Source organism: Bacillus sp. RO2 (assembly GCF_012911845.1).
Taxonomy (GTDB): Bacteria; Bacillota; Bacilli; order Bacillales; family Bacillaceae_I; genus Sutcliffiella_A.
The window spans coordinates 106,578-124,408 of record NZ_JAAXCU010000030.1 but is presented as its reverse complement, the minus strand read 5'-3'; the positions used below and the strand labels follow the sequence as shown (position 1 = coordinate 124,408).

General features: G+C 38.9%; 20 protein-coding genes. 5 read left to right on the top strand and 15 right to left on the bottom strand.

All coding sequences use genetic code 11. The annotated features are described in order from the left end of the window. Positions 1–219: 219 nt before the first annotated feature. The 4 genes from HF078_RS06495 to HF078_RS06480 form a co-directional block, all read right to left on the bottom strand. Positions 220–669 (bottom strand): YlbF/YmcA family competence regulator, encoded by a 450-nt coding sequence (locus HF078_RS06495; protein ID WP_169290403.1) that lies wholly within the window; start codon positions 667–669, stop codon positions 220–222. Positions 670–736: 67 nt separating this feature from the next. Beyond that, positions 737–1,162 carry a hypothetical protein gene (locus HF078_RS06490; RefSeq protein ID WP_169290387.1) on the bottom strand — a complete coding sequence of 142 codons (426 nt, stop codon included), beginning with the start codon at positions 1,160–1,162 and terminating at the stop codon, positions 737–739. Between the two features lie 108 nt (positions 1,163–1,270). Then, entirely contained in the window at positions 1,271–1,510 is a 240-nt protein-coding gene (locus tag HF078_RS06485; protein ID WP_088018023.1) for a YlbE-like family protein, read from the bottom strand. A gap of 15 nt (positions 1,511–1,525) precedes the next feature. Continuing rightward, the gene (locus HF078_RS06480) at positions 1,526–1,918 is read right to left on the bottom strand and encodes a YlbD family protein (RefSeq protein ID WP_169290386.1); all 393 of its coding nucleotides are present in this window, start codon (positions 1,916–1,918) and stop codon (positions 1,526–1,528) included. A 138-nt stretch (positions 1,919–2,056) separates the two neighbouring features. Between HF078_RS06480 and HF078_RS06475 the strand changes: the two genes are divergently transcribed. Together HF078_RS06475 and HF078_RS06470 are read left to right on the top strand one after the other, a co-directional pair. Next, the gene (locus tag HF078_RS06475) at positions 2,057–2,542 is read left to right on the top strand and encodes a PaaI family thioesterase (protein WP_169290385.1); all 486 of its coding nucleotides are present in this window, start codon (positions 2,057–2,059) and stop codon (positions 2,540–2,542) included. A 14-nt stretch (positions 2,543–2,556) separates the two neighbouring features. After that, on the top strand, positions 2,557–2,928 hold the full coding sequence (locus tag HF078_RS06470; protein WP_169290384.1) for a hypothetical protein: 372 nt from the start codon (positions 2,557–2,559) through the stop codon (positions 2,926–2,928). Between the two features lie 20 nt (positions 2,929–2,948). Here the strand turns inward: HF078_RS06470 and HF078_RS06465 are convergent, their stop codons facing one another. Together HF078_RS06465 and HF078_RS06460 are read right to left on the bottom strand one after the other, a co-directional pair. Then, a complete protein-coding gene (locus HF078_RS06465) occupies positions 2,949–4,010 on the bottom strand; it encodes a CAP domain-containing protein (RefSeq protein ID WP_169290383.1) in 1,062 nt (353 codons plus the stop codon). Positions 4,011–4,560: 550 nt separating this feature from the next. Next, positions 4,561–4,974: a CBS domain-containing protein gene (locus HF078_RS06460; RefSeq protein WP_168864023.1), complete on the bottom strand. Its 414-nt coding sequence runs from the start codon at positions 4,972–4,974 to the stop codon at positions 4,561–4,563. A gap of 241 nt (positions 4,975–5,215) precedes the next feature. Here HF078_RS06460 and HF078_RS06455 point away from each other — a divergent pair, with 241 nt between their 5' ends. After that, positions 5,216–5,572 carry a YugN family protein gene (locus HF078_RS06455; RefSeq protein ID WP_169290382.1) on the top strand — a complete coding sequence of 119 codons (357 nt, stop codon included), beginning with the start codon at positions 5,216–5,218 and terminating at the stop codon, positions 5,570–5,572. Between the two features lie 65 nt (positions 5,573–5,637). Here the strand turns inward: HF078_RS06455 and HF078_RS06450 are convergent, their stop codons facing one another. Next, entirely contained in the window at positions 5,638–5,982 is a 345-nt protein-coding gene (locus tag HF078_RS06450) for an Asp23/Gls24 family envelope stress response protein (RefSeq protein WP_169290381.1), read from the bottom strand. A 211-nt stretch (positions 5,983–6,193) separates the two neighbouring features. Between HF078_RS06450 and ytvI the strand changes: the two genes are divergently transcribed. Beyond that, entirely contained in the window at positions 6,194–7,252 is a 1,059-nt protein-coding gene (gene ytvI, locus HF078_RS06445; protein ID WP_169290380.1) for a sporulation integral membrane protein YtvI, read from the top strand. Between the two features lie 48 nt (positions 7,253–7,300). Here the strand turns inward: ytvI and HF078_RS06440 are convergent, their stop codons facing one another. From HF078_RS06440 to cyoE, 7 genes are all read right to left on the bottom strand, one after another. Next, positions 7,301–7,768: a DUF420 domain-containing protein gene (locus HF078_RS06440; RefSeq protein ID WP_169290379.1), complete on the bottom strand. Its 468-nt coding sequence runs from the start codon at positions 7,766–7,768 to the stop codon at positions 7,301–7,303. Positions 7,769–7,909: 141 nt separating this feature from the next. Beyond that, a complete protein-coding gene (gene ctaG / locus HF078_RS06435) occupies positions 7,910–8,818 on the bottom strand; it encodes a cytochrome c oxidase assembly factor CtaG (protein WP_169290378.1) in 909 nt (302 codons plus the stop codon). 807 nt (positions 8,819–9,625) lie between these two features. Beyond that, complete coding sequence (gene ctaF / locus HF078_RS06430) at positions 9,626–9,958, bottom strand: cytochrome c oxidase subunit IVB (protein WP_169290377.1); 333 nt, start codon at positions 9,956–9,958, stop codon at positions 9,626–9,628. Between the two features lie 6 nt (positions 9,959–9,964). Beyond that, positions 9,965–10,588 (bottom strand): cytochrome (ubi)quinol oxidase subunit III, encoded by a 624-nt coding sequence (locus tag HF078_RS06425; protein WP_010193000.1) that lies wholly within the window; start codon positions 10,586–10,588, stop codon positions 9,965–9,967. Then, positions 10,588–12,459, bottom strand: a complete 1,872-nt coding sequence (gene ctaD, locus HF078_RS06420; protein WP_481748000.1) for a cytochrome c oxidase subunit I — start codon at positions 12,457–12,459, stop codon at positions 10,588–10,590. Before ctaD ends, HF078_RS06425 begins: the two co-directional genes overlap by 1 nt. A gap of 25 nt (positions 12,460–12,484) precedes the next feature. Beyond that, positions 12,485–13,546: a cytochrome c oxidase subunit II gene (coxB, locus tag HF078_RS06415; protein ID WP_169290376.1), complete on the bottom strand. Its 1,062-nt coding sequence runs from the start codon at positions 13,544–13,546 to the stop codon at positions 12,485–12,487. Positions 13,547–13,825: 279 nt separating this feature from the next. Then, a complete protein-coding gene (gene cyoE, locus HF078_RS06410; RefSeq protein WP_205831537.1) occupies positions 13,826–14,767 on the bottom strand; it encodes a heme o synthase in 942 nt (313 codons plus the stop codon). Between the two features lie 491 nt (positions 14,768–15,258). Between cyoE and HF078_RS06405 the strand changes: the two genes are divergently transcribed. Next, entirely contained in the window at positions 15,259–16,197 is a 939-nt protein-coding gene (locus HF078_RS06405; protein WP_169290375.1) for a COX15/CtaA family protein, read from the top strand. A gap of 43 nt (positions 16,198–16,240) precedes the next feature. Here HF078_RS06405 and HF078_RS06400 read toward each other — a convergent pair whose 3' ends face one another. Then, positions 16,241–17,665, bottom strand: a complete 1,425-nt coding sequence (locus HF078_RS06400; protein WP_169290374.1) for a cryptochrome/photolyase family protein — start codon at positions 17,663–17,665, stop codon at positions 16,241–16,243. Positions 17,666–17,831 lie beyond the last annotated feature (166 nt).

Here is a 17,831-nt window from a genome sequence, read left to right as displayed (position 1 = left end):
TGATTAGTTATACTCCGCTGTTGATTTCCGCAAATGGCTTCGCTTTCCTAGGGGTAGTGCTTGAGCCTCCTCGCAACGCTTGAGGGGTCTCAAGCTACCGCTATCTCCCTCAGGAGTCTTCGCCTTTTGCTCCCAATCAACAGCTATGTGTATTTAGTTCCAAGCGTTCCCTATTTATCACAAAGAAAGAAGCTACAATTTATGCAGCTTCTTTTTTTATTAGCTTGCTTTACATCCGCAACCGCCGCCAGAGCCACAGCCGCCACCGCAGCTTGACATGGAATCAAAGAATGGGTTACCGGTTGGCACTTTTACATTTGTCGAAACTGCCTGTCCTATCATCACACTGATTTCATCAAGGGTTTTTTGAATGGCATCTTCAGCTTGTTTAAAAGCATGAATGGTTTCGTGGAGATCTACTTTACGTTTCAACTCCCGAGTTTCTAGTGTTACTTTGCGATAATCGGGGTGATATTTCCCGAATCGCTGAACTTCCTCATATCTTTCTTTTATAGAATCGAATGCACGGATAAGCTCCTGTGCTTCTTCGTCATGTTGTAAATTATATAAACAGCGATGATAGTCTTCAGCAAGTTCGGACTGCCAAATCATTTTCGCTAATTCTTCTGCTTTTTCAACCATTTGAACATGCTCAAAAGTTGCGATCATCATCGTATACACCTCCAAATCCATCATACCATGTTTTTCTAGAGATGTATAATACCCAAAGTGGCAATCAAATTTCTACCTGGATTGACTGTTCTATGCCGTATTCACTCTCATCATTATGGAGCAATTTGACGGTCAATTTGTGTTCTCCTTTTGGTACGCCTTTAAGGATGAATGCACCTTTTGCGAAGCTTCCCCATTTTTTATTATCTACGTACACAACAACCTGGCCTTCTCCATCTTTTTTTGTCTTGCTGTTTTCCTTGAATTTAAAATTTGGTGTAATGATACATTCTAGATAGAGATCCTGATCTTTCACGGAATGATGCAAGGTCATGGAGATGTCTTTTGTAGTTGATATTGTATTTCTAGAAACTACCTCCATCACCTCTACTTCTGTTGCTACTTCACTTTCAGGCTTTTTTTGATCTTCTTTACAGCCTCCAAGCGCAAGTGTTAACAGGCAGATTATAACCAACATTGATTTTTTCATATTTTTTGCTCCTTTCTAGTACTGCTATTTCTATAGTTTGAGAAAGGAGGATATATTCTATTCTAATAAAAAACGCCCACATAAAAGTGGTGCGCTCGAATTTCAAGTTTAGTCCATATTCTTCATTGTTTGAAACATGTGAACCATCATTGAAGCCATTTGAACGGAGTTTTGAAACTTCTCCACTTTGTGAGGAATCGTTTGCTTATAATAATGCATGGAGGATAACTCAAAGTCGTTAAGCTTCTCGGGATTTCTAGTAAGGGTACGATACCATATAGGTTGTTCGCGTAAGTAACTTTTTAACGTTTTCTTTTTTTGGATATATTCATAGACGTCTTTTCTCATTAGCCTCATCCATTCCTAGTCTTTTCTAAACGAAAACGGATTTTTTACTCCTTGGGTCGGGGAACTGCCTTTGGTTGAATTAGGAATGAACTGTTGAATTAACTGCTGAATATTACCTATAGCAGAATTGACATTTGTCAGATGATACTGCATCTGGTTCACATCCATCTTTTTCAAAGATTGCAGCAGTTGAGGAATAACATCGGATTTTTTTTCTGTTTTCTCCTCTTGTGTTTCGTCATCACGGTAGCTTTTCCAGCTCTCGTCCTCTTCTCCAAGCAAATACCATTCCTCAAACAAATCCTGCCAGGTCTTTTTCTTACTCTTAACTTCTTGTGAAAGCTTTGGATGTCGTTTTACAAAGTCTTTGAACTTTTCAATGCTAGGATGTTTTTGATTAGTTGCCATTCTCTCACCCCTCTCCTCGTTAATATGCCTAGTTTATTTTATTTGGAAAAAGTAAAAGCGTTCGCCTATTTTTCTTTTCTTCCTTGCCCGCCCTTGATAAGATGTAGGTAGACTTTTTCGAGAAAGAAGGACAGAGTAATGGATATTAAGCAACAATGGAACCACTTTTTATCAGATGCTACGGAGGAGGAAAAACATGTAGCTTCCTTATATTTAAAAAGCATTGAACGCATAAGAAACGGTTCGAACAGTACACATATCGGAGCACTTATGGAAATCAACAGTGAATTTCAAAAGCCAGATACTTTAACTATGACGATACCTAACACCGAACTGCTTCAGAACTCATTAGATATTTTACACGGAGGTTTAACCGCAACATTGCTTGACTCTGCTATGGGTACGCTTGCTTTTAAATTGATCCCAGAAGACAAGGCTGCAGTTACGACTGAAATGAAAGTAAATTACGTAGCAAAAGGCGTTGGGGATCATTTTACATGTGTGGCTTCTGTGATTCATAAAGGAACAAAGTTATTGGTGATGGAAGGCAAAGTCTATCGGAGTGATGGTGTACTAATTGCCCATGCAACAGGCAGTTTCTTTGTTATTCCAAAAAGAACCTAGAAAGGAAGGGTGAAATGGTTACTGCCATCGTTATTCCTATTCTGATTGGTTATTTTTATTGGATCACCAAAAACGAGGCTAAGAAACAAAAAGAACGTTGGAAGAACCTCTCACACGTACCTTCTGAAGCTAGAGTGGAAGGGAAACTCCTTTCTATACAAACAGAAAACAAACGGTTTTATCATCAATTGTATTTACTCGAAACTACTTGTCGGATACAAAATGATAATGGACTTTTAACAGTAGTTTATAGGCAACCATTTACTCCAACAAGTAATCCTCCTTCATTTAGTAAAGGGGACCAATTACAGATTGTTGGAAGCTGGGATGGTGAAGTTTTTCTTGCGGGCGATATGAAATTAGTGAACAGAAAAAGACAGCCTTGAATGACTGTCTTTTTTCTGTTCTACCATGTTTCAATAAAATTCTGGGTGTAGTATTTCTCCTTCACTCCTACGCCAAGGTGGGTGAACCTTGGATTTAATAATGTATTCCTGTGCCCTTCACTATTTAACCAGCCTTCCACCGCAGCAACTCCGTCCACATACTTTGCAGCGATATTTTCCCCAGCCAAACGAAATGCGACTTCTCCTACTGTAAGTCTATCAGTCAAGTTCCCTTTTGTGGGGGATGTATGAGAAAAATAGTCTTTCTCATACATATCTTTACTATGTAAGTAAGCAACCCCTGCTGTATCTTCATCCCATTTTACTGGTGATAACTCAAAGCGATGTCTAATAATATTTGTAAAGTCAATAATTTGCTTTGCATCCCCTTCCTCGACCCTTGCCCATTCTTCCTCGCTTAACTCTTTTGGTTCGACCAAAGGACCTCTATATAAAAGTTCATAAGGGCGTTGTTTAATCAAGGTAGAGCTGTCCAAGTAGCGAACACTTGAAAGAGTTTGTTCGAAATTGTCAAAATATAACTGAACATAGAAATCTTCTACTTTAAGCAAGGGTCTTGTTTTCAATTCTTCTTCTTTTAACTGAAAACGATAAGAACCTTCTTCATGGGAAACTGTCAAATCATTTGAAAAGTTGTATGTATCATTCAACTCATCGTAAGATTGCCCTATATTAAACAGTTCATTTTCACTTTCACTTCCTGTACTAAAAATAGTGACGACCTTACCCCCACTCACGCCAAATTGCATGTAATTCTCCAAATTCTCATTATAAATCCACCATTCGTAATCATAGGAGGAAAGATCCTTTCTAACCGGTTCTCCTAGCTTGTCCAATAAGACTTGTGAATCCTCCCCCATAAAAGCAGCTAGACCGCCTATCTCTTGATTCATTTGAATTTCAGATTGTACAAAAGCTTTGTCTTCTGATTGTCTTTTCTCTGTTGCAATTTGGCCAGTTAGTGGTTGTTCAGTAATAAGCTGTTCCAACTCATGTGGTTCAACATTAACAAATAAATATAAACAAAATGCAATAAATAGCAAAAAGAATAAACCCCTCATTTCTCTTTCCCCTCCCTTTTCTATCATTATATTTACTAGAATCACTTTCATTCACAATTTTACGTTTTAATAGACAATAGTAGATTTATTCTATCTATACCCTTTAAAAGTAGAATGAATACTTTTGTTATAACATAAATAAACCGGTTAATAATCAACCGGTAATTTTAAAGACTTTAGTTATTGGTTTTGCGCCGCTGTTCCTTTCCGCAAATGGCTTCGCTTTCCGCGGGACGGTGCTTGAGCCTCCTCTCTTCGTTGCGGGGTCTCAAGCTACCGTTACTCCCCCGCTGGAGTCTACGCCATTTGCTCCAATACACAGCTAGTAAGTCATTAAAAGAATCTTCAAGGGTACATTAATAACTCTGTTAGGTCGTCTTTTTGACCTATGGTGAATGAAGTAACCTTGTTGATTGGAGTGGAAGGCGCGAAGACGCCCGTGGGAGGAAGGGACAGGTGAGACCCCGCAGGCGAAGCCGAGGAGGCTCACGGATCGCCCGCAGGCAAGCGAAGGGCCTGGAACGGAAATCAACAGCGTACTATGTTTAGGTTATTTTTCTGAAATATCACTAAGCGCATCTCCAGCTTGGTCGTCTGAATAATCCCTCACTGCCAAATCTCCTAGTGATACTATTCCGATCAACTGCCCATTTTCCACTACAGGCAGTCTTCGGACTTGATGTTCTGCCATTAAATGAGAAGCCTCTGCAATAGAAGTATCAGGACCAATGGTAATTAAGTGATCGCTCATTACATTTGTTACTGGATTAGAACCTGGATGTTTTTCTGCAATACCTCTGACAACTAGGTCCCTATCTGTAATCATTCCCAATAGCTGTCCATTTTCCACAATTGGAATGGCCCCTACATTCAGATCCTTCATTTTTGTTGCCACTTCAAACACATTATCCAATGGTGTACAACAATCTACATTTGTTGTCATAACATCTCTTACCGTTTGCATTTTTTCTACCTCCGATTTATTTCATACATAGCTGTCCACTATTTTGAAGAGGATAAAGGTATCTTCTTCTACTACATTAGGTTCACCATTTTCTACAAAATCATGAATTTTTCCAAAAAACTTAATTGGACCAGCCTGAGATTGAGAACCTTTTATTGAAAGTTGTCCGCTTTCGTACTATTATAAAACAGGGAGCATACTTTATTTGGTTTCACAGTGATAGAAAAAGGAGTGTACATACATGAAAATTGAGAATACAGGCTTTGAAAATGAAAGAGTGGAATTATCCCGTTTAACTGACATTATGGAGGATTTAGGTTTTGACCTTGCTGGTCAATGGGACTATGAGCGAGTAACCTATGACCGTAAATTTGAAACAAAAGAAGGCACATTTTACCTTCGTGTTCAAGGATATGCTGTAGAAGGTGATATTGGTGGTTCACATGCTATCATTAACTTGTTGACACCGCTTTTAGGCAAGCATTACTATCCGCATGGCGTGGAGTATGGAGAAGGCGAAACATTTCCTTCCAATATAGTATCTACTTCAACTTCTTTGTTAAAACAAGCTAAAGAACGTATGGATACAATTAAATAATTGAAATGAGTTCTCAAGGTGAATTGCAGGCATAACGGGCTTGCTTCACCTTTTTTCTTTAAACTTTATTTGATCCATATATAATCAACGTATATATTTACTTCCGATACCCTCTCCCCTGTAATGACTTCAATTTCTTTTTTAATTAATGTTTGTAGTTCCTTGCATTTTTGTGGAATACATTTGTTGTATACGACAGCAACAAAAAGTTCAATACATAGCTTATTTTTATCATTATAATTAATCACTGCATGATTGATTTGGTCTCGATTTATGAAAGAGTACAATTTCCCTACCGAACGTGGTGGAAGGAGTTTGATATCACCAATATCTGAAACACAGATAGATATAACTGTTTGCAACAGCATATTACTCATCTCTTCCTGTCCTTTCTTCAGTAACAACATCATGTATACCTCCTCTTCTCATTAGGGGTTTTATTATTTTATGCTTTTATACAATAACTGTGCTTACTTAACTTTTATCTACTTTTTCCCTTTTACGAATAAAAGAATGTATAAATAGAAACCGTTCTCATATTTATTTTCATACATACTGTTATTTCAATAAAATCCATACTATAATTAATATAGGAGTATGGTATTAGAAAGGAGACATCCATTGTCAACGCTGTTTAGTATTCGAACACTTTTTATACTAATTATTATTGCTGTAATAGCAATGATTGCATTTTTTATATTGCCTGTATCAATTCCCATCATCATTGCTTTGATTACAGCAATGTTCCTTGAACCTCTTGTGAGGCTTTTACAAGCGAGAGCGAAATTACAAAGAAACCTTTCTGTTTTCATCGTTTTTCTGTTGTTTTTGACTAGTATCGGGATTGTAGGGTATTTTCTAACAACAAAAGTAATTACAGAAGGAATCAACTTGGTAGAGAATGCCCCTTCTTACATAAATGAAGTTAACAGGGTATGGCGTGACTTTCAATCCGATATGAATAATGCTTCTGAAGATCTTCCACCTGAATTTGTTACTGAAATCAGCCTGCAAGTTGACAAATTTCTTTATGAATTGAGAATATACTTGACAGATTTGTTTAATATACAAAATATCAAGAGTATTTTCACAAATATTCCAAATTATTTGGTCAGTTTCATCGTTTACCTGATTGCCCTTTTCTTGTTTTTAATTGACATGCCTCGCTTAAAAGCAGGTCTTTATTCACACCTTAAAGAAGAAACGGCAGCCAAAGTAAAATTCATGAGTTCAAGATTATCTTATGTAGTGTTTGGTTTCTTTAAAGCACAATTCCTTGTCAGTGTCATTATATTTTTCGCCAGCTTGATTGGATTGTTATTTATTTCACCCGAGGTAGCATTACTAATGGCTTTTATCATCTGGGTCATTGATTTCATTCCCATTATAGGCTCCATTGTAATCTTGGGACCATGGGCTATATTCCATTACATTACAGGTGATATCGGACTTGGAACACAATTGTCCATATTGGCTGTCGTTCTTTTAGTCATTAGAAGAACGGTTGAACCTAAAGTTATGGGAAGTCATATCGGACTTTCTCCACTAGCAACTTTGATTGCCATGTATTTAGGTTTAAAGCTGCTTGGCATCCTTGGATTTATTGTAGGACCATTATTATTAATTGCATTTAATTCTGCACGTGAAGCAGGTATTATTAAACTGAACTTTAAAATATAGCATCCAAAAAAGGTGATTGGACTATTGTCCAATCACCTTTTTTTGTTCTTATAGACCTAGTATAGCTTTGAAAACGGATGTAGTTTCGCCACCCTGATAAATAACATATAAAAGTAAGTAAACTGCAACACCTGTAATTGCGGTAGAAAACCAGATGATACTTGTGATCGGACCAAGCTTTCTATGCTTTTCCAGCTTGTTTTTGTAGCCTGTCCATAGGGTGATAATTCCCATGACAGCACCAACCGTAGCAAGGGTGATGTGAAAAAGTAAGAAGATTGTATAATACACTTTTATATCATCAGGTCCTCCGAAGCTGGTATTGCCAACAAAAATAGTTCTTGATGCATAAATGACAAAGAAAATTATTGCGAAAATTGCTGCAAAAAACATTGCTTTTTTATGTGCTTCTATTTTGCGTTTACTAATTAAGTACCAGCCTATTGCGACAAATATGGCGCTCAGTACGATAAAGAATGTACTGATTGTAGGCATTATTGGAATTGAGTGATCCATCTTGTTCTCCTCTCGTACTTCTTTTCATTCTTTTATTTTAGAAAACATTTCACGTTGAATCAACATGATTATCAAACGTTCATGATATTGTAAATAATGCTACATAGAAAAACAGCAACAGAAAAAGTTGCTGTTTTTCCTTTACTCCACCACTTTTGGTTGCATGGCTTTGTTTAGGTCGATTTCGTCTTTTTCTCGTTCACGCTTGGCCCAGCCGAAGAATACGTAGGCTAAAATGCTGCCGTACATGATTTCTTGGATGATTTTCATGATGACACCACCAAGCTGTTGATCTTCAACCAATGGCAAAGCATTGAACAACTCTGGCCCACCAAGATCAAGACCACTTAAGGTTCCGGCTGGTACACATAAAGCAAGTGCTGCCATCCATGCAGTCAACTCCGAATACGTAGAATATAGTGGCTGATCTGCGAAAATAATCAAGGCACAAGCAGGTGTCAATAACATTCCGTCTGCCATAATATAACCAATTTTCTTAATTCCTGAAAGCCGTTGTTCCTCAGGTAGTGGATTAACAAGAGGCCACCACATGATAAAAGCCCCTAAGAACATTACAGATGTATATGCCGTATGGTAGACCATATCAACCTTTATCGTGTCAAATACGACTGGTATATGGTAAAGAGAGAACAATACGTTAAAAACGAATAATGCAATAAGTGGTTTTGAAATAAACCGGAACACAGGTTCTACCACTGGAAGATTGATGAATTTTCTAAGAACCCAAGCAGGCATACCCATAAGTAAAATAGGTGGAATTACCAGATATAATATCGCCATTTGCGTCATATGAGCACTTAACATTAAATGAGATAACAAATCAACTGGTGATCCTTTTACAAGGTAAAACAGTATCATACTGATGAGGAATAGAGCACGTTGCTTGTTTGATATTTCCTCAGAGTCCTGGAAACGGTGTCTCCCTTTGCCGGTAATATAGAAATATAATGCTATGGTAAGGATAGTGAAAATTAATAAAAATGGACTCCATAAAGCTTGGAATCCAAACATATCCAAGTTGCCGATCATTATGCTGTCACCTCAATTTTATAGAGACCTAAATGGGTCTCCCTTTGCATAACCATATTATACTATACAAGAGCAAGCTCGTTCAATGTGATACAAAAAGGATAGTCCCCATTAACTGAAAGTGTCATGAATTAGACAATGTTACTCTTTTATATGGGCTTTAAGTTGTCGGTTAACGGTGCTGTTCCTTTCCGCAAATGACTTCGCTTTCCGCGGGACGGTGCTTGAGCCTCCTCGCTGCGCTGTGGGGTCTCAAGCTACCGTTACTACCCCGCTGGAGACTCCGCCATTTGCTCCAATCCACAGCTAGAAATTACGCAAAAAATAGTGTTATCACACTTTCAGTTCTGGTAATTGCCTTTACATAGAACCTCAGGTGAATGAAATAACCTTGTTGATTGGAGTGGAAGAACGCCTAGACGCCCGTGGGATGAAGGGACAGGTGAGACCCTTCAGGCGGAGAAAGCCACTGTAAAACTGAAAAATCATGTGCTAGTGAATATTAAGCTGTGGATTGGAGCAAAAGGCGAAGACTCCTGAGGGAGATCGCGCTAGGTGGAGACCCCGCAGGCTTGCCGAGGAGGCTCCAGCAGCGCCCCTAGGAAAGCGAAGCCATTTGCGGAAGTCCACAGCGGTGTCTTAACAACATCTATATTCAAAGACTTTTTCAGTGGCTTTCATGCTGTGTGAGCAGGCTTACGAACCGCCCGCAGGCAAGCGAAGCGCCTGGAACGCAAATCAACAGTTCTACGCTGTTATACAAACAAAAAAAGACAGCCACTATGGGCTGCCTTTTTTGTTTGGTTTTTACCACCAGATGATAGTAGTAAATGCCAAGATTGTGATTAAGCCAACTGCCAATCCAGAATATAAGAATAATGCTGGAGTTTCATGTCCTTTATGGTTCATGTGCATGAAATAATATAGTTGGAAAATACACTGTACAATTGCAAGCAAGATGATGAAAGGTACGATAAAGTACTTGGACATCTCTGCTCCTACTGCAAGGAATGCAAGTAGAGTAAGGAAGATCATTAATACGAAGGATACAACTTGGTATCTCATTTCTTCCTTATTCTTTTTGCGACGATATGCTAAGTCTACTTTTGGGTTACCTGTATTTGATTGAGTATTTGCCATCAGTCATCACACCAATCCCATTAAATATACAACAGTAAAGATGAATAACCATACAACGTCGATAAAGTGCCAGTATAGTGATGCTACATAGAACTTAGGGGCATTGTATAGATCCAAACCACGTCTCATGTTACGGATTAAAAGAGTTCCAATCCAAAGTAAACCGAAGAATACGTGGGCACCGTGAGTACCAACTAATACGTAGAATGCAGAACCAAACGCACTGCTAGTAATTGTATGGCCTAAATGGATATAATGATTGAACTCATAGATCTCTAGGATTAAGAATGATAATCCTAGAAGCCATGTGATACCCATCCACAATTGCATCTTTTTAAAGTTAAAGTTTTTCATGTGGTACATAGCGTACACACTTGTTAAAGAACTTGTTAAAAGAATCATTGTTGCAGCAAAAACTAGTGCTAGATCAAATAATTCTTTTTGATCAGGACCAGAAACAATGGAATCAGGTCCACTTAAAGCTAAATATGTTGCAAACAAAGAAGCAAAAAGTACAGTCTCTCCACCTAGGAAAAGCCAGAAGCCTAAAAACTTGTTTTTACCTTCAAGGGTCGCCTTTTCAGGCGAAGCGGGAAAAGTTTCTGCTGTGAATTTTTCTTCAGTATGCATTATAACTTCGCCCCCTTGTCATCATCTTCAGCAAGAAGATCTTCTTTATGAATATGATATCCATGATCGTCAATTATAGAACGGAAGAACATGGCACCAAATGTAACTAGTAATCCAATAATCATTACCGGAAGACCCCAAGTGTAATCAGTTCTATACATCACACCGAATGCTGCAATAAACAACCCGATAGAAATAATAAACGGTAGAATGGAACCGTTTGGCATATGAATGTCTCCAATTGGTTCTGCAGGCGTCATGCCTTTTTTACCTTCCATTTTCTCTACCCATAACGGATCAAGTCCACGAACAAGTGGAGTTTGCGTAAAGTTGTGCTCTGGTGGTGGTGAAGGAATGGACCATTCTAACGTACGGCCATAGCCCCAAGCATCGCCAGCAACTGTCTGCTTGCTAATAGCAGTTTTTACGATATTGATGAATAATACAACTGTTGCAAGTGCCATGAAAATAGCACCGATGGAGCTAACTAAGTTTCCTAGTTCCCATCCTAGATCTTTACCGAATGTGAATACACGACGTGGCATCCCCATTAGACCAAGGAAATGTTGGATGAAGAACGTTAAATGGAAACCTATGAAGAATAACCAGAAAGTAATCTTTCCTAAAGTTTCATCTAAAATTTTACCAAAAATCTTCGGCCACCAGTAGTGAAGTCCAGCGAAAAGACCAAACACTACCCCACCTACGATTACGTAGTGGAAATGGGCTACTACAAAATAAGAATCGTGGTATTGATAGTCAGCAGCAGCTGAAGCTAGCATTACCCCTGTTACCCCACCAAGTACGAAAGTAGGAATGAATGCTACTGACCATAGCATTGCAGTATTGATTTGTAACTGTCCGCCCCACATCGTGAACATCCAGTTAAAGATTTTAATACCAGTTGGTACGGCAATTGCCATTGTTGCAACCGCAAAGATTGCATTCGCAATCGGTCCAAGACCAGTTGTGAACATGTGGTGAGCCCACACCATGAATCCTAAGAAACCGATTAATACTGTCGCGAATACCATGGAAGAATATCCGAAAAGGCGTTTCTTAGAGAAAGTAGAGAATACATCAGAGAAAATACCGAATGCCGGTAAGATTAAAATGTAAACTTCAGGATGTCCGAAAATCCAGAATAAATGCTCCCAGATTACTGTGTTACCACCAAGGTTCGGATCAAAGAAAGCTGTTCCGAAAAGGCGGTCGAACATCATTAATGCCAGCCCAACAGTTAATGGAGGGAAAGCAAAAAGAATTAGTGCAGATGCTACAAACGTAGACCATGTAAACAATGGCATACGCATATAAGTCATACCAGGAGCTCGCATGTTGATGATCGTAACAAGGAAGTTAATACCACCAATTAGTGTACCAATACCCGATATTTGAAGTCCTAACGCATAAAAGTCAATACCATGACCTTCAGATGCCAGTGACAGTGATGCATAAGAAGTCCACCCAGCATCAGGTGCTCCACCTAAGAACCAACTCATGTTCAGGAATACTCCTCCAAAGAAGAATAACCAAAAACCTAAAGCGTTGATAAATGGGAATGCAACGTCACGTGCACCGATTTGTAAAGGAACAGCTGCGTTCATAAACGCAAACAATAATGGCATCGCTGCCAAGAAAATCATTGTTGTTCCGTGCATAGTAAGTATTTCATTATAAAGGCCTGCAGCTAAAAAATCATTATTTGGTACTGCCAGTTGGATACGAATAAACATCGCTTCCAAGCCACCGACGATAAAGAAGAAACCGCCGGCAATAAGGTAAAGGATGGCGATTTTCTTATGGTCTACCGTTGTTAGATAATCCCATACCGTTGCGCCAAAGCCTTTTTTCTGTGCTAACGTACTCACAATGTAACCTCCCTTTCTGTAAAATCTATTCTTCGTCCACTTTTAATGACATTAAGTATTCAACAAGAGCGTCAACCTCTTCTTGTTTCAAGTTACCGTAAGTACCTGTCATCAAGTTAGCCGGTTTTACTTCTTCAGGGTTTTTCAACCATTTTTCCAAGTTTCCTGGAGTATGTTCTAAAATACCAGCAATCTTAGTGCGGTCCCCGAAGTTTGTTAAGTTAGGTGCAACCCCAGCGTCACTTTGTGCATCCGCACCAACCGCGTGACATGTGATACAGCTTTGGTTGAAGATTTCTTCACCTGCTTGCGCAAGATCAGTATCTGCAGCATGCTCTTTTCCTTGCATTGTTTCAATCCACTGGTCAAACTCTTCACGAGGCATCGTTTTTACCTTGAAATCCATCAATGCATGTGAAGGTCCGCATAGCTCGGCACATTTACCGTGGAATAAATTTTCAGCTTGGCCAACACGCTTTGAATCAAAGTTTAACCAGAAACGATTCGTGTTGTCGGTGTTTGTATCCATTTTTCCTCCCGCAGAAGGAATCCAGAAGGAGTGTTTTACTTGACTTGCTTCCAAGTTGAAGTAAACATTTTCATCTGTAGGTACATATAGGTCTTGACTCGTTACTACTCCATACTCTGGGTATTCAAACTCCCACCAGTACAAGTGTGCAGTAACATTTACTACAAGCGCATCAGTCTCTTCCTTGTCCATTTCGCTGACATCAGCAAGGTTGAAAGTGTAAGATACAGTTGGAACTGCTAGGATTAAAAGTAATAAAATCGGAATAACAGTCCAGGTGATTTCAAGCTTGTGGCTTCCTTCCACTTGCTTTGGAATAATTTCTTTATCGCCTTTACGCTGACGGAATTTCACTACAACGTAAACGAAGATAATAGAAACCACAACTACTACAAGAATCATAATTGCTGAGCTTAACAAAATCAGTGATTTTTGCATATCTGCCACTTCACCAACTGGCTGAAGTGTAGATAAGAATGGTTTACCACAGCCTGCTAAGAATAGCGCCATTACACTGAAAAGTGATACTATACGCCAATTAGGTAGCCATTTCTTCATAGCCTAATCAAACCCCTCTTTCATATTTAGTGAGTGAAGTAGAATGTATTGATAAATTCCTTCAAAGCTTTGAGAAAGAATCTAATCACAAATTATAGAGCCAAATGGCTTTCACCATATCAGCTATACACGATTTACCTCAAAAGGACAAATTTTGCACCCATTGTTTACTATACCACAGGTTATGTAATTTCACCCTTTAATTTTGAGGTGTTTCGCGTGAAAACAGACAGCTACCCTCTATAAGCAATAGCTGTCATGCACTCTTATACCTTGATCTTAAAAAATAGTAACGATGATCATGGAAACAAATAAGATAGTTAAATAATTTAATGAGTAGACAAACATCAATGTTGCCCACTTCATTCCATCCTTCATCTTGAAACCAGCAATACTTAGAGCAAGCCAGCCTAGATTCAGGAGTGTAGCCAATACGATTAATCCTATCCCAAGGTCAAACAACCAGAAAGGCAGCGGCAACAAACAGGCAACCCATACAAGCATTTGTCTTCTTGTTATATCAAAGCCATGAACGACAGGAAGCATTGGAATGCCGGCATTTCGGTATTCCTCGCATCTTCGGATGGCAATGGCAAGGAAGTGTGGAATTTGCCATACAAACATGATGAAAAATAATATCCACGCAATCAACGATAGTCCCGGGTCAACTGCAGCCCATCCGATAAGCGGCGGCACAGCACCTGACACACTTCCTATTACAGTGTTAAGCGTATTTTTTCTTTTTGACCACATTGTATATAAAACCACATAGGTGAAAGCCCCGATAAGTCCGATTACAGCTGCTGTAATCGTTGTAAAACCTAAGATGATGGTTCCTACTGCAGTAAGAAACAACCCAAGATATAGAGCACCTTTAGGATTCATTCTTCCGGTTACGGTAGGACGATTCTTGGTTCTAGACATGAGATGATCAATATCTCTGTCAATATAGTTATTTAAACTGCAAGAACCTGCAACAACCAATGAAGATCCTATCATAGTCAGAAGTACGATTTCCAAATTAGCAATAAAACCATCAGTCTGGGTAAAATATATAGCTAACCAGAGGCCGGTAAACGTAGTGATGAAATTGGAATTCACTATTCCAATTTTAATTAGCGCTAAGAAGTCTTTCCATTTAGAAGGAGCAACTTCTATACCTTGAGGACGTTCATCTGATAATGAAGCAGGCGCTTGGTCCAAAGTCCTCAAATTTGCCATTTATATTCCTCCTTTGAACCTTTCATGCAATCATTTGTAAAACAAAAGAGCATGTGAATGCGTTTTCACTACCGCAGTATTATGCGGTTTTCATGCACAAAATGAGCAGCATGTGCTCATCAACATTCTCTCTGTATATTAAATCATATTTGCTAAATACTTTGTGAATTATATTTGAAGAAAATATGACTAATTTGTGTCACCTAAAGAGAATCCGACCCGTGCTTGATAAAACGGTATATAATAGGACTTGTCGAAGCTTTTCACAAAAGTGAAGAAGCTTATTACAAACTTCCCTTATATATTACTAGCAAACTCCACACCATTATTCAACCTTTTTCACGATAATAATTTCCTGATTGATCACTGTATGAGGATATTGTCAATTACCGTAAGATTGTGTAGTATTGGGAGGACGTTTATTATTTTACCATTTCTGTTTCTTTTTTAATATAAGGGAGATACAAATTCTTTCTGAGAAGGTGAATCTAGTGAATAAATTGTTAAAATGGTTCGCCGTTTGCACGTCTATTGTCATGCTTTTTGTTCTGATCGGGGGAGCTCTTGTTACTAAAACTGGATCTGGTATGGGATGCGGAAAATCTTGGCCTCTCTGTCACGGCGAGCTTATACCAAGTAATATTGACTTCGCCCTCATTGTAGAGCTTAGTCATCGCGTTGTTTCAGGGTTAGCCGCTCTTATGGTTTTGACTCTGGCAATATGGGCTTGGAGGGCAATTGGCCATAAACGAGAGACAAAATTTTTAGCACTTTTATCCTTTCTGGTATTAATCTTACAAGCTCTAATTGGAGCAGCAGCTGTAATGTGGGGACAATCTTCTGCAGTACTGGCACTCCACTTTGGAATTTCCCTCATCTCATTTGCGTCCGTCTTCCTTCTAACTTTACTTATTTTTGAAGTAGATAAGAAGTTTGATGCTGCAACGTTGATAGTGGATCGAAAGATGTCGTTTCATATTATCGGTATTATTGTTTACTGCTATCTAGTTGTGTATAGCGGTGCATTAGTGCGACATGTTGGCGCAAGCTTAGCATGCCCAAGTTGGCCTAGCTGTACACGGAACGGACTGGGGCTTCCCACCCAGATGCATGAATGGATTCAAATGGGACACCGAGCGGCGGCCGGACTTATTGTTGTTTGGATTCTTTATGTTACAGTCCTTGCCATTAAGAAATACAAACACCAGCCTGTCATAAAAATCGGCTGGATCATATGCTCCATTCTGGTACTTTCTCAAGCTACGACCGGAGCCTTAATTGTGGTTACCAAGCTAAATATCTTTGTAGCTTTATTACACGCTTTAATTATCTCTTGTTTATTCGGGGTATTAAGCTATTTCTTAATGCTAGTAACGCGGAATAAAACCAATAAGGTTAAACTAAGCAACCAAACAACTAAATCTATGTAAAAACGAGTGGGCTTAATATAGCCCACTCGTTTTTAATAGGTAATCACTTTAATTCTTGAAACATTTGAATTGCCTTTTTTCTTTGGAGGGCATGGTCTACCACAGGGCTAGGATAATCATTGCCAATCACACAACCTGCTTTCTTTTGATCATTTTCACTCATTTTCCATGGCTCATGAATGAACTTTTCCGAAACCCCTGCAAGCTCAGGAAGGTATTTTTTTATATACTCCCCATTAGAATCAAACCGGTTCGATTGTGTCATTGGATTAAAAACACGGAAATATGGTACTGCATCTGTTCCTACTGACGATGCCCATTGCCAGCCCCCAATATTGGACGCCTCATCATAATCGTGCAACATCTCCTCAAAGTACCTTTCTCCAAATCTCCAATCCATTAACAGGTCCTTAGTGAGAAAAGAAGCTGTGATCATTCTAATACGGTTATGTATCCATCCTTCTTCTTTCAATTGTCTCATGCCCGCATCGACAATTGGAAATCCTGTTTTTCCGTCTTTCCATTTCTTCAATAGATTTGTATTGTCATCCCACTTTAGTTCCCGATATTTATCATCTATTTCTTTTGATTTACTTTCCGGGTAGTGATGATAGATCATATTGTAAAAGTCTCTCCAGGCCAATTCTTTTATAAATGTATCCATCCCTGTGCTATAGGATGATTGTTGTTTTTCTTGAATGTGATACAGAACTGTCCTAGCGGAAATAGTTCCTGTCCTCAGATGGACAGATAACCTTGATGTCGCTTCTGCAGAGGGTACGTCCCTGAAACGATCATATTCATCTATTTTCTTTTGTAAGAACACGTTTAGCAAATCCCTTGCTGCTTCTTCATGCGCAACAGAGTTTTGATCTGAGAACATTGGTAGGTTCGATAACGCTTCTTGACCTTTAGAGTACAATGAATCATTTCTGACACTATTTAGCGTTAGGTCTTCCTCTGTTAAGATGTATGGATCTCTTTTTGGGAGAGCAATCCACTTCTTGAAATATGGCGTAAAAACTTTGTAAATAGAATCGTCCGCTTTTTTCACTTCAATAGCACCGTGAATAGTGTAGTCGATATAGGAAGAAACCTTAATTCCCCTTTGTAAAAAGAACTTGTCTATTTCTTCATCCCGTTTTTGACCAGCACCAACTTCATCCTGGTTGTAGTATAATGATGACATTTCAGGAAAGTGTTCTAAAATCTGAGAGAAGGCTTCCTGCCATGTCCCCTCTATTATATGAATGTATATTCCCAGCTTTTCACACCGTTTAACAAACCGTTCCAATACATCAAAGAAATAGCGGTGATTGGGTGTATCAATTTTAGTGAATACCGGATCTAGATGGTAGATGAACAGTAAAGGCTCTTTTCTTTGTTGTGCTTCCTTTACCGCGTGGTATAAAGCAGTGTTGTCTTGCAAACGAAAATCTCTGCGAAACCACATTACTGATAAAGTCATAAGTTAGTCACCTCACTCTCCATTATAGGTACATAGCTAACCTAATAAAAGTTTGGATGGGTTACATTCATATATTAGTGGAAAAACCGACCGGCCATTTTTAGTTACTTGGATACACTCCGCTGTTGATTTCCGCAAATGGCTTCGCTTTCCTAGGGGCTGACGT

Coding starts and splice junctions, on each gene's coding strand:
- HF078_RS06460 (WP_168864023.1), bottom strand. CDS start 4,974: ATGCAAACGGTAAGAGATGTTATGACAACAAATGTAGATTGTTGTACA.
- HF078_RS06440 (WP_169290379.1), bottom strand. CDS start 7,768: ATGGATCACTCAATTCCAATAATGCCTACAATCAGTACATTCTTTATC.
- HF078_RS06490 (WP_169290387.1), bottom strand. CDS start 1,162: ATGAAAAAATCAATGTTGGTTATAATCTGCCTGTTAACACTTGCGCTT.
- HF078_RS06465 (WP_169290383.1), bottom strand. CDS start 4,010: ATGAGGGGTTTATTCTTTTTGCTATTTATTGCATTTTGTTTATATTTA.
- coxB (WP_169290376.1), bottom strand. CDS start 13,546: ATGAAGAAATGGCTACCTAATTGGCGTATAGTATCACTTTTCAGTGTA.
- HF078_RS06470 (WP_169290384.1), top strand. CDS start 2,557: ATGGTTACTGCCATCGTTATTCCTATTCTGATTGGTTATTTTTATTGG.
- HF078_RS06480 (WP_169290386.1), bottom strand. CDS start 1,918: ATGGCAACTAATCAAAAACATCCTAGCATTGAAAAGTTCAAAGACTTT.
- HF078_RS06475 (WP_169290385.1), top strand. CDS start 2,057: ATGGATATTAAGCAACAATGGAACCACTTTTTATCAGATGCTACGGAG.
- HF078_RS06495 (WP_169290403.1), bottom strand. CDS start 669: ATGATCGCAACTTTTGAGCATGTTCAAATGGTTGAAAAAGCAGAAGAA.
- ctaF (WP_169290377.1), bottom strand. CDS start 9,958: ATGGCAAATACTCAATCAAATACAGGTAACCCAAAAGTAGACTTAGCA.
- HF078_RS06485 (WP_088018023.1), bottom strand. CDS start 1,510: ATGAGAAAAGACGTCTATGAATATATCCAAAAAAAGAAAACGTTAAAA.
- HF078_RS06455 (WP_169290382.1), top strand. CDS start 5,216: ATGAAAATTGAGAATACAGGCTTTGAAAATGAAAGAGTGGAATTATCC.
- ctaG (WP_169290378.1), bottom strand. CDS start 8,818: ATGATCGGCAACTTGGATATGTTTGGATTCCAAGCTTTATGGAGTCCA.
- HF078_RS06400 (WP_169290374.1), bottom strand. CDS start 17,665: ATGACTTTATCAGTAATGTGGTTTCGCAGAGATTTTCGTTTGCAAGAC.
- HF078_RS06450 (WP_169290381.1), bottom strand. CDS start 5,982: ATGATGTTGTTACTGAAGAAAGGACAGGAAGAGATGAGTAATATGCTG.
- HF078_RS06425 (WP_010193000.1), bottom strand. CDS start 10,588: ATGCATACTGAAGAAAAATTCACAGCAGAAACTTTTCCCGCTTCGCCT.
- cyoE (WP_205831537.1), bottom strand. CDS start 14,767: ATGGCAAATTTGAGGACTTTGGACCAAGCGCCTGCTTCATTATCAGAT.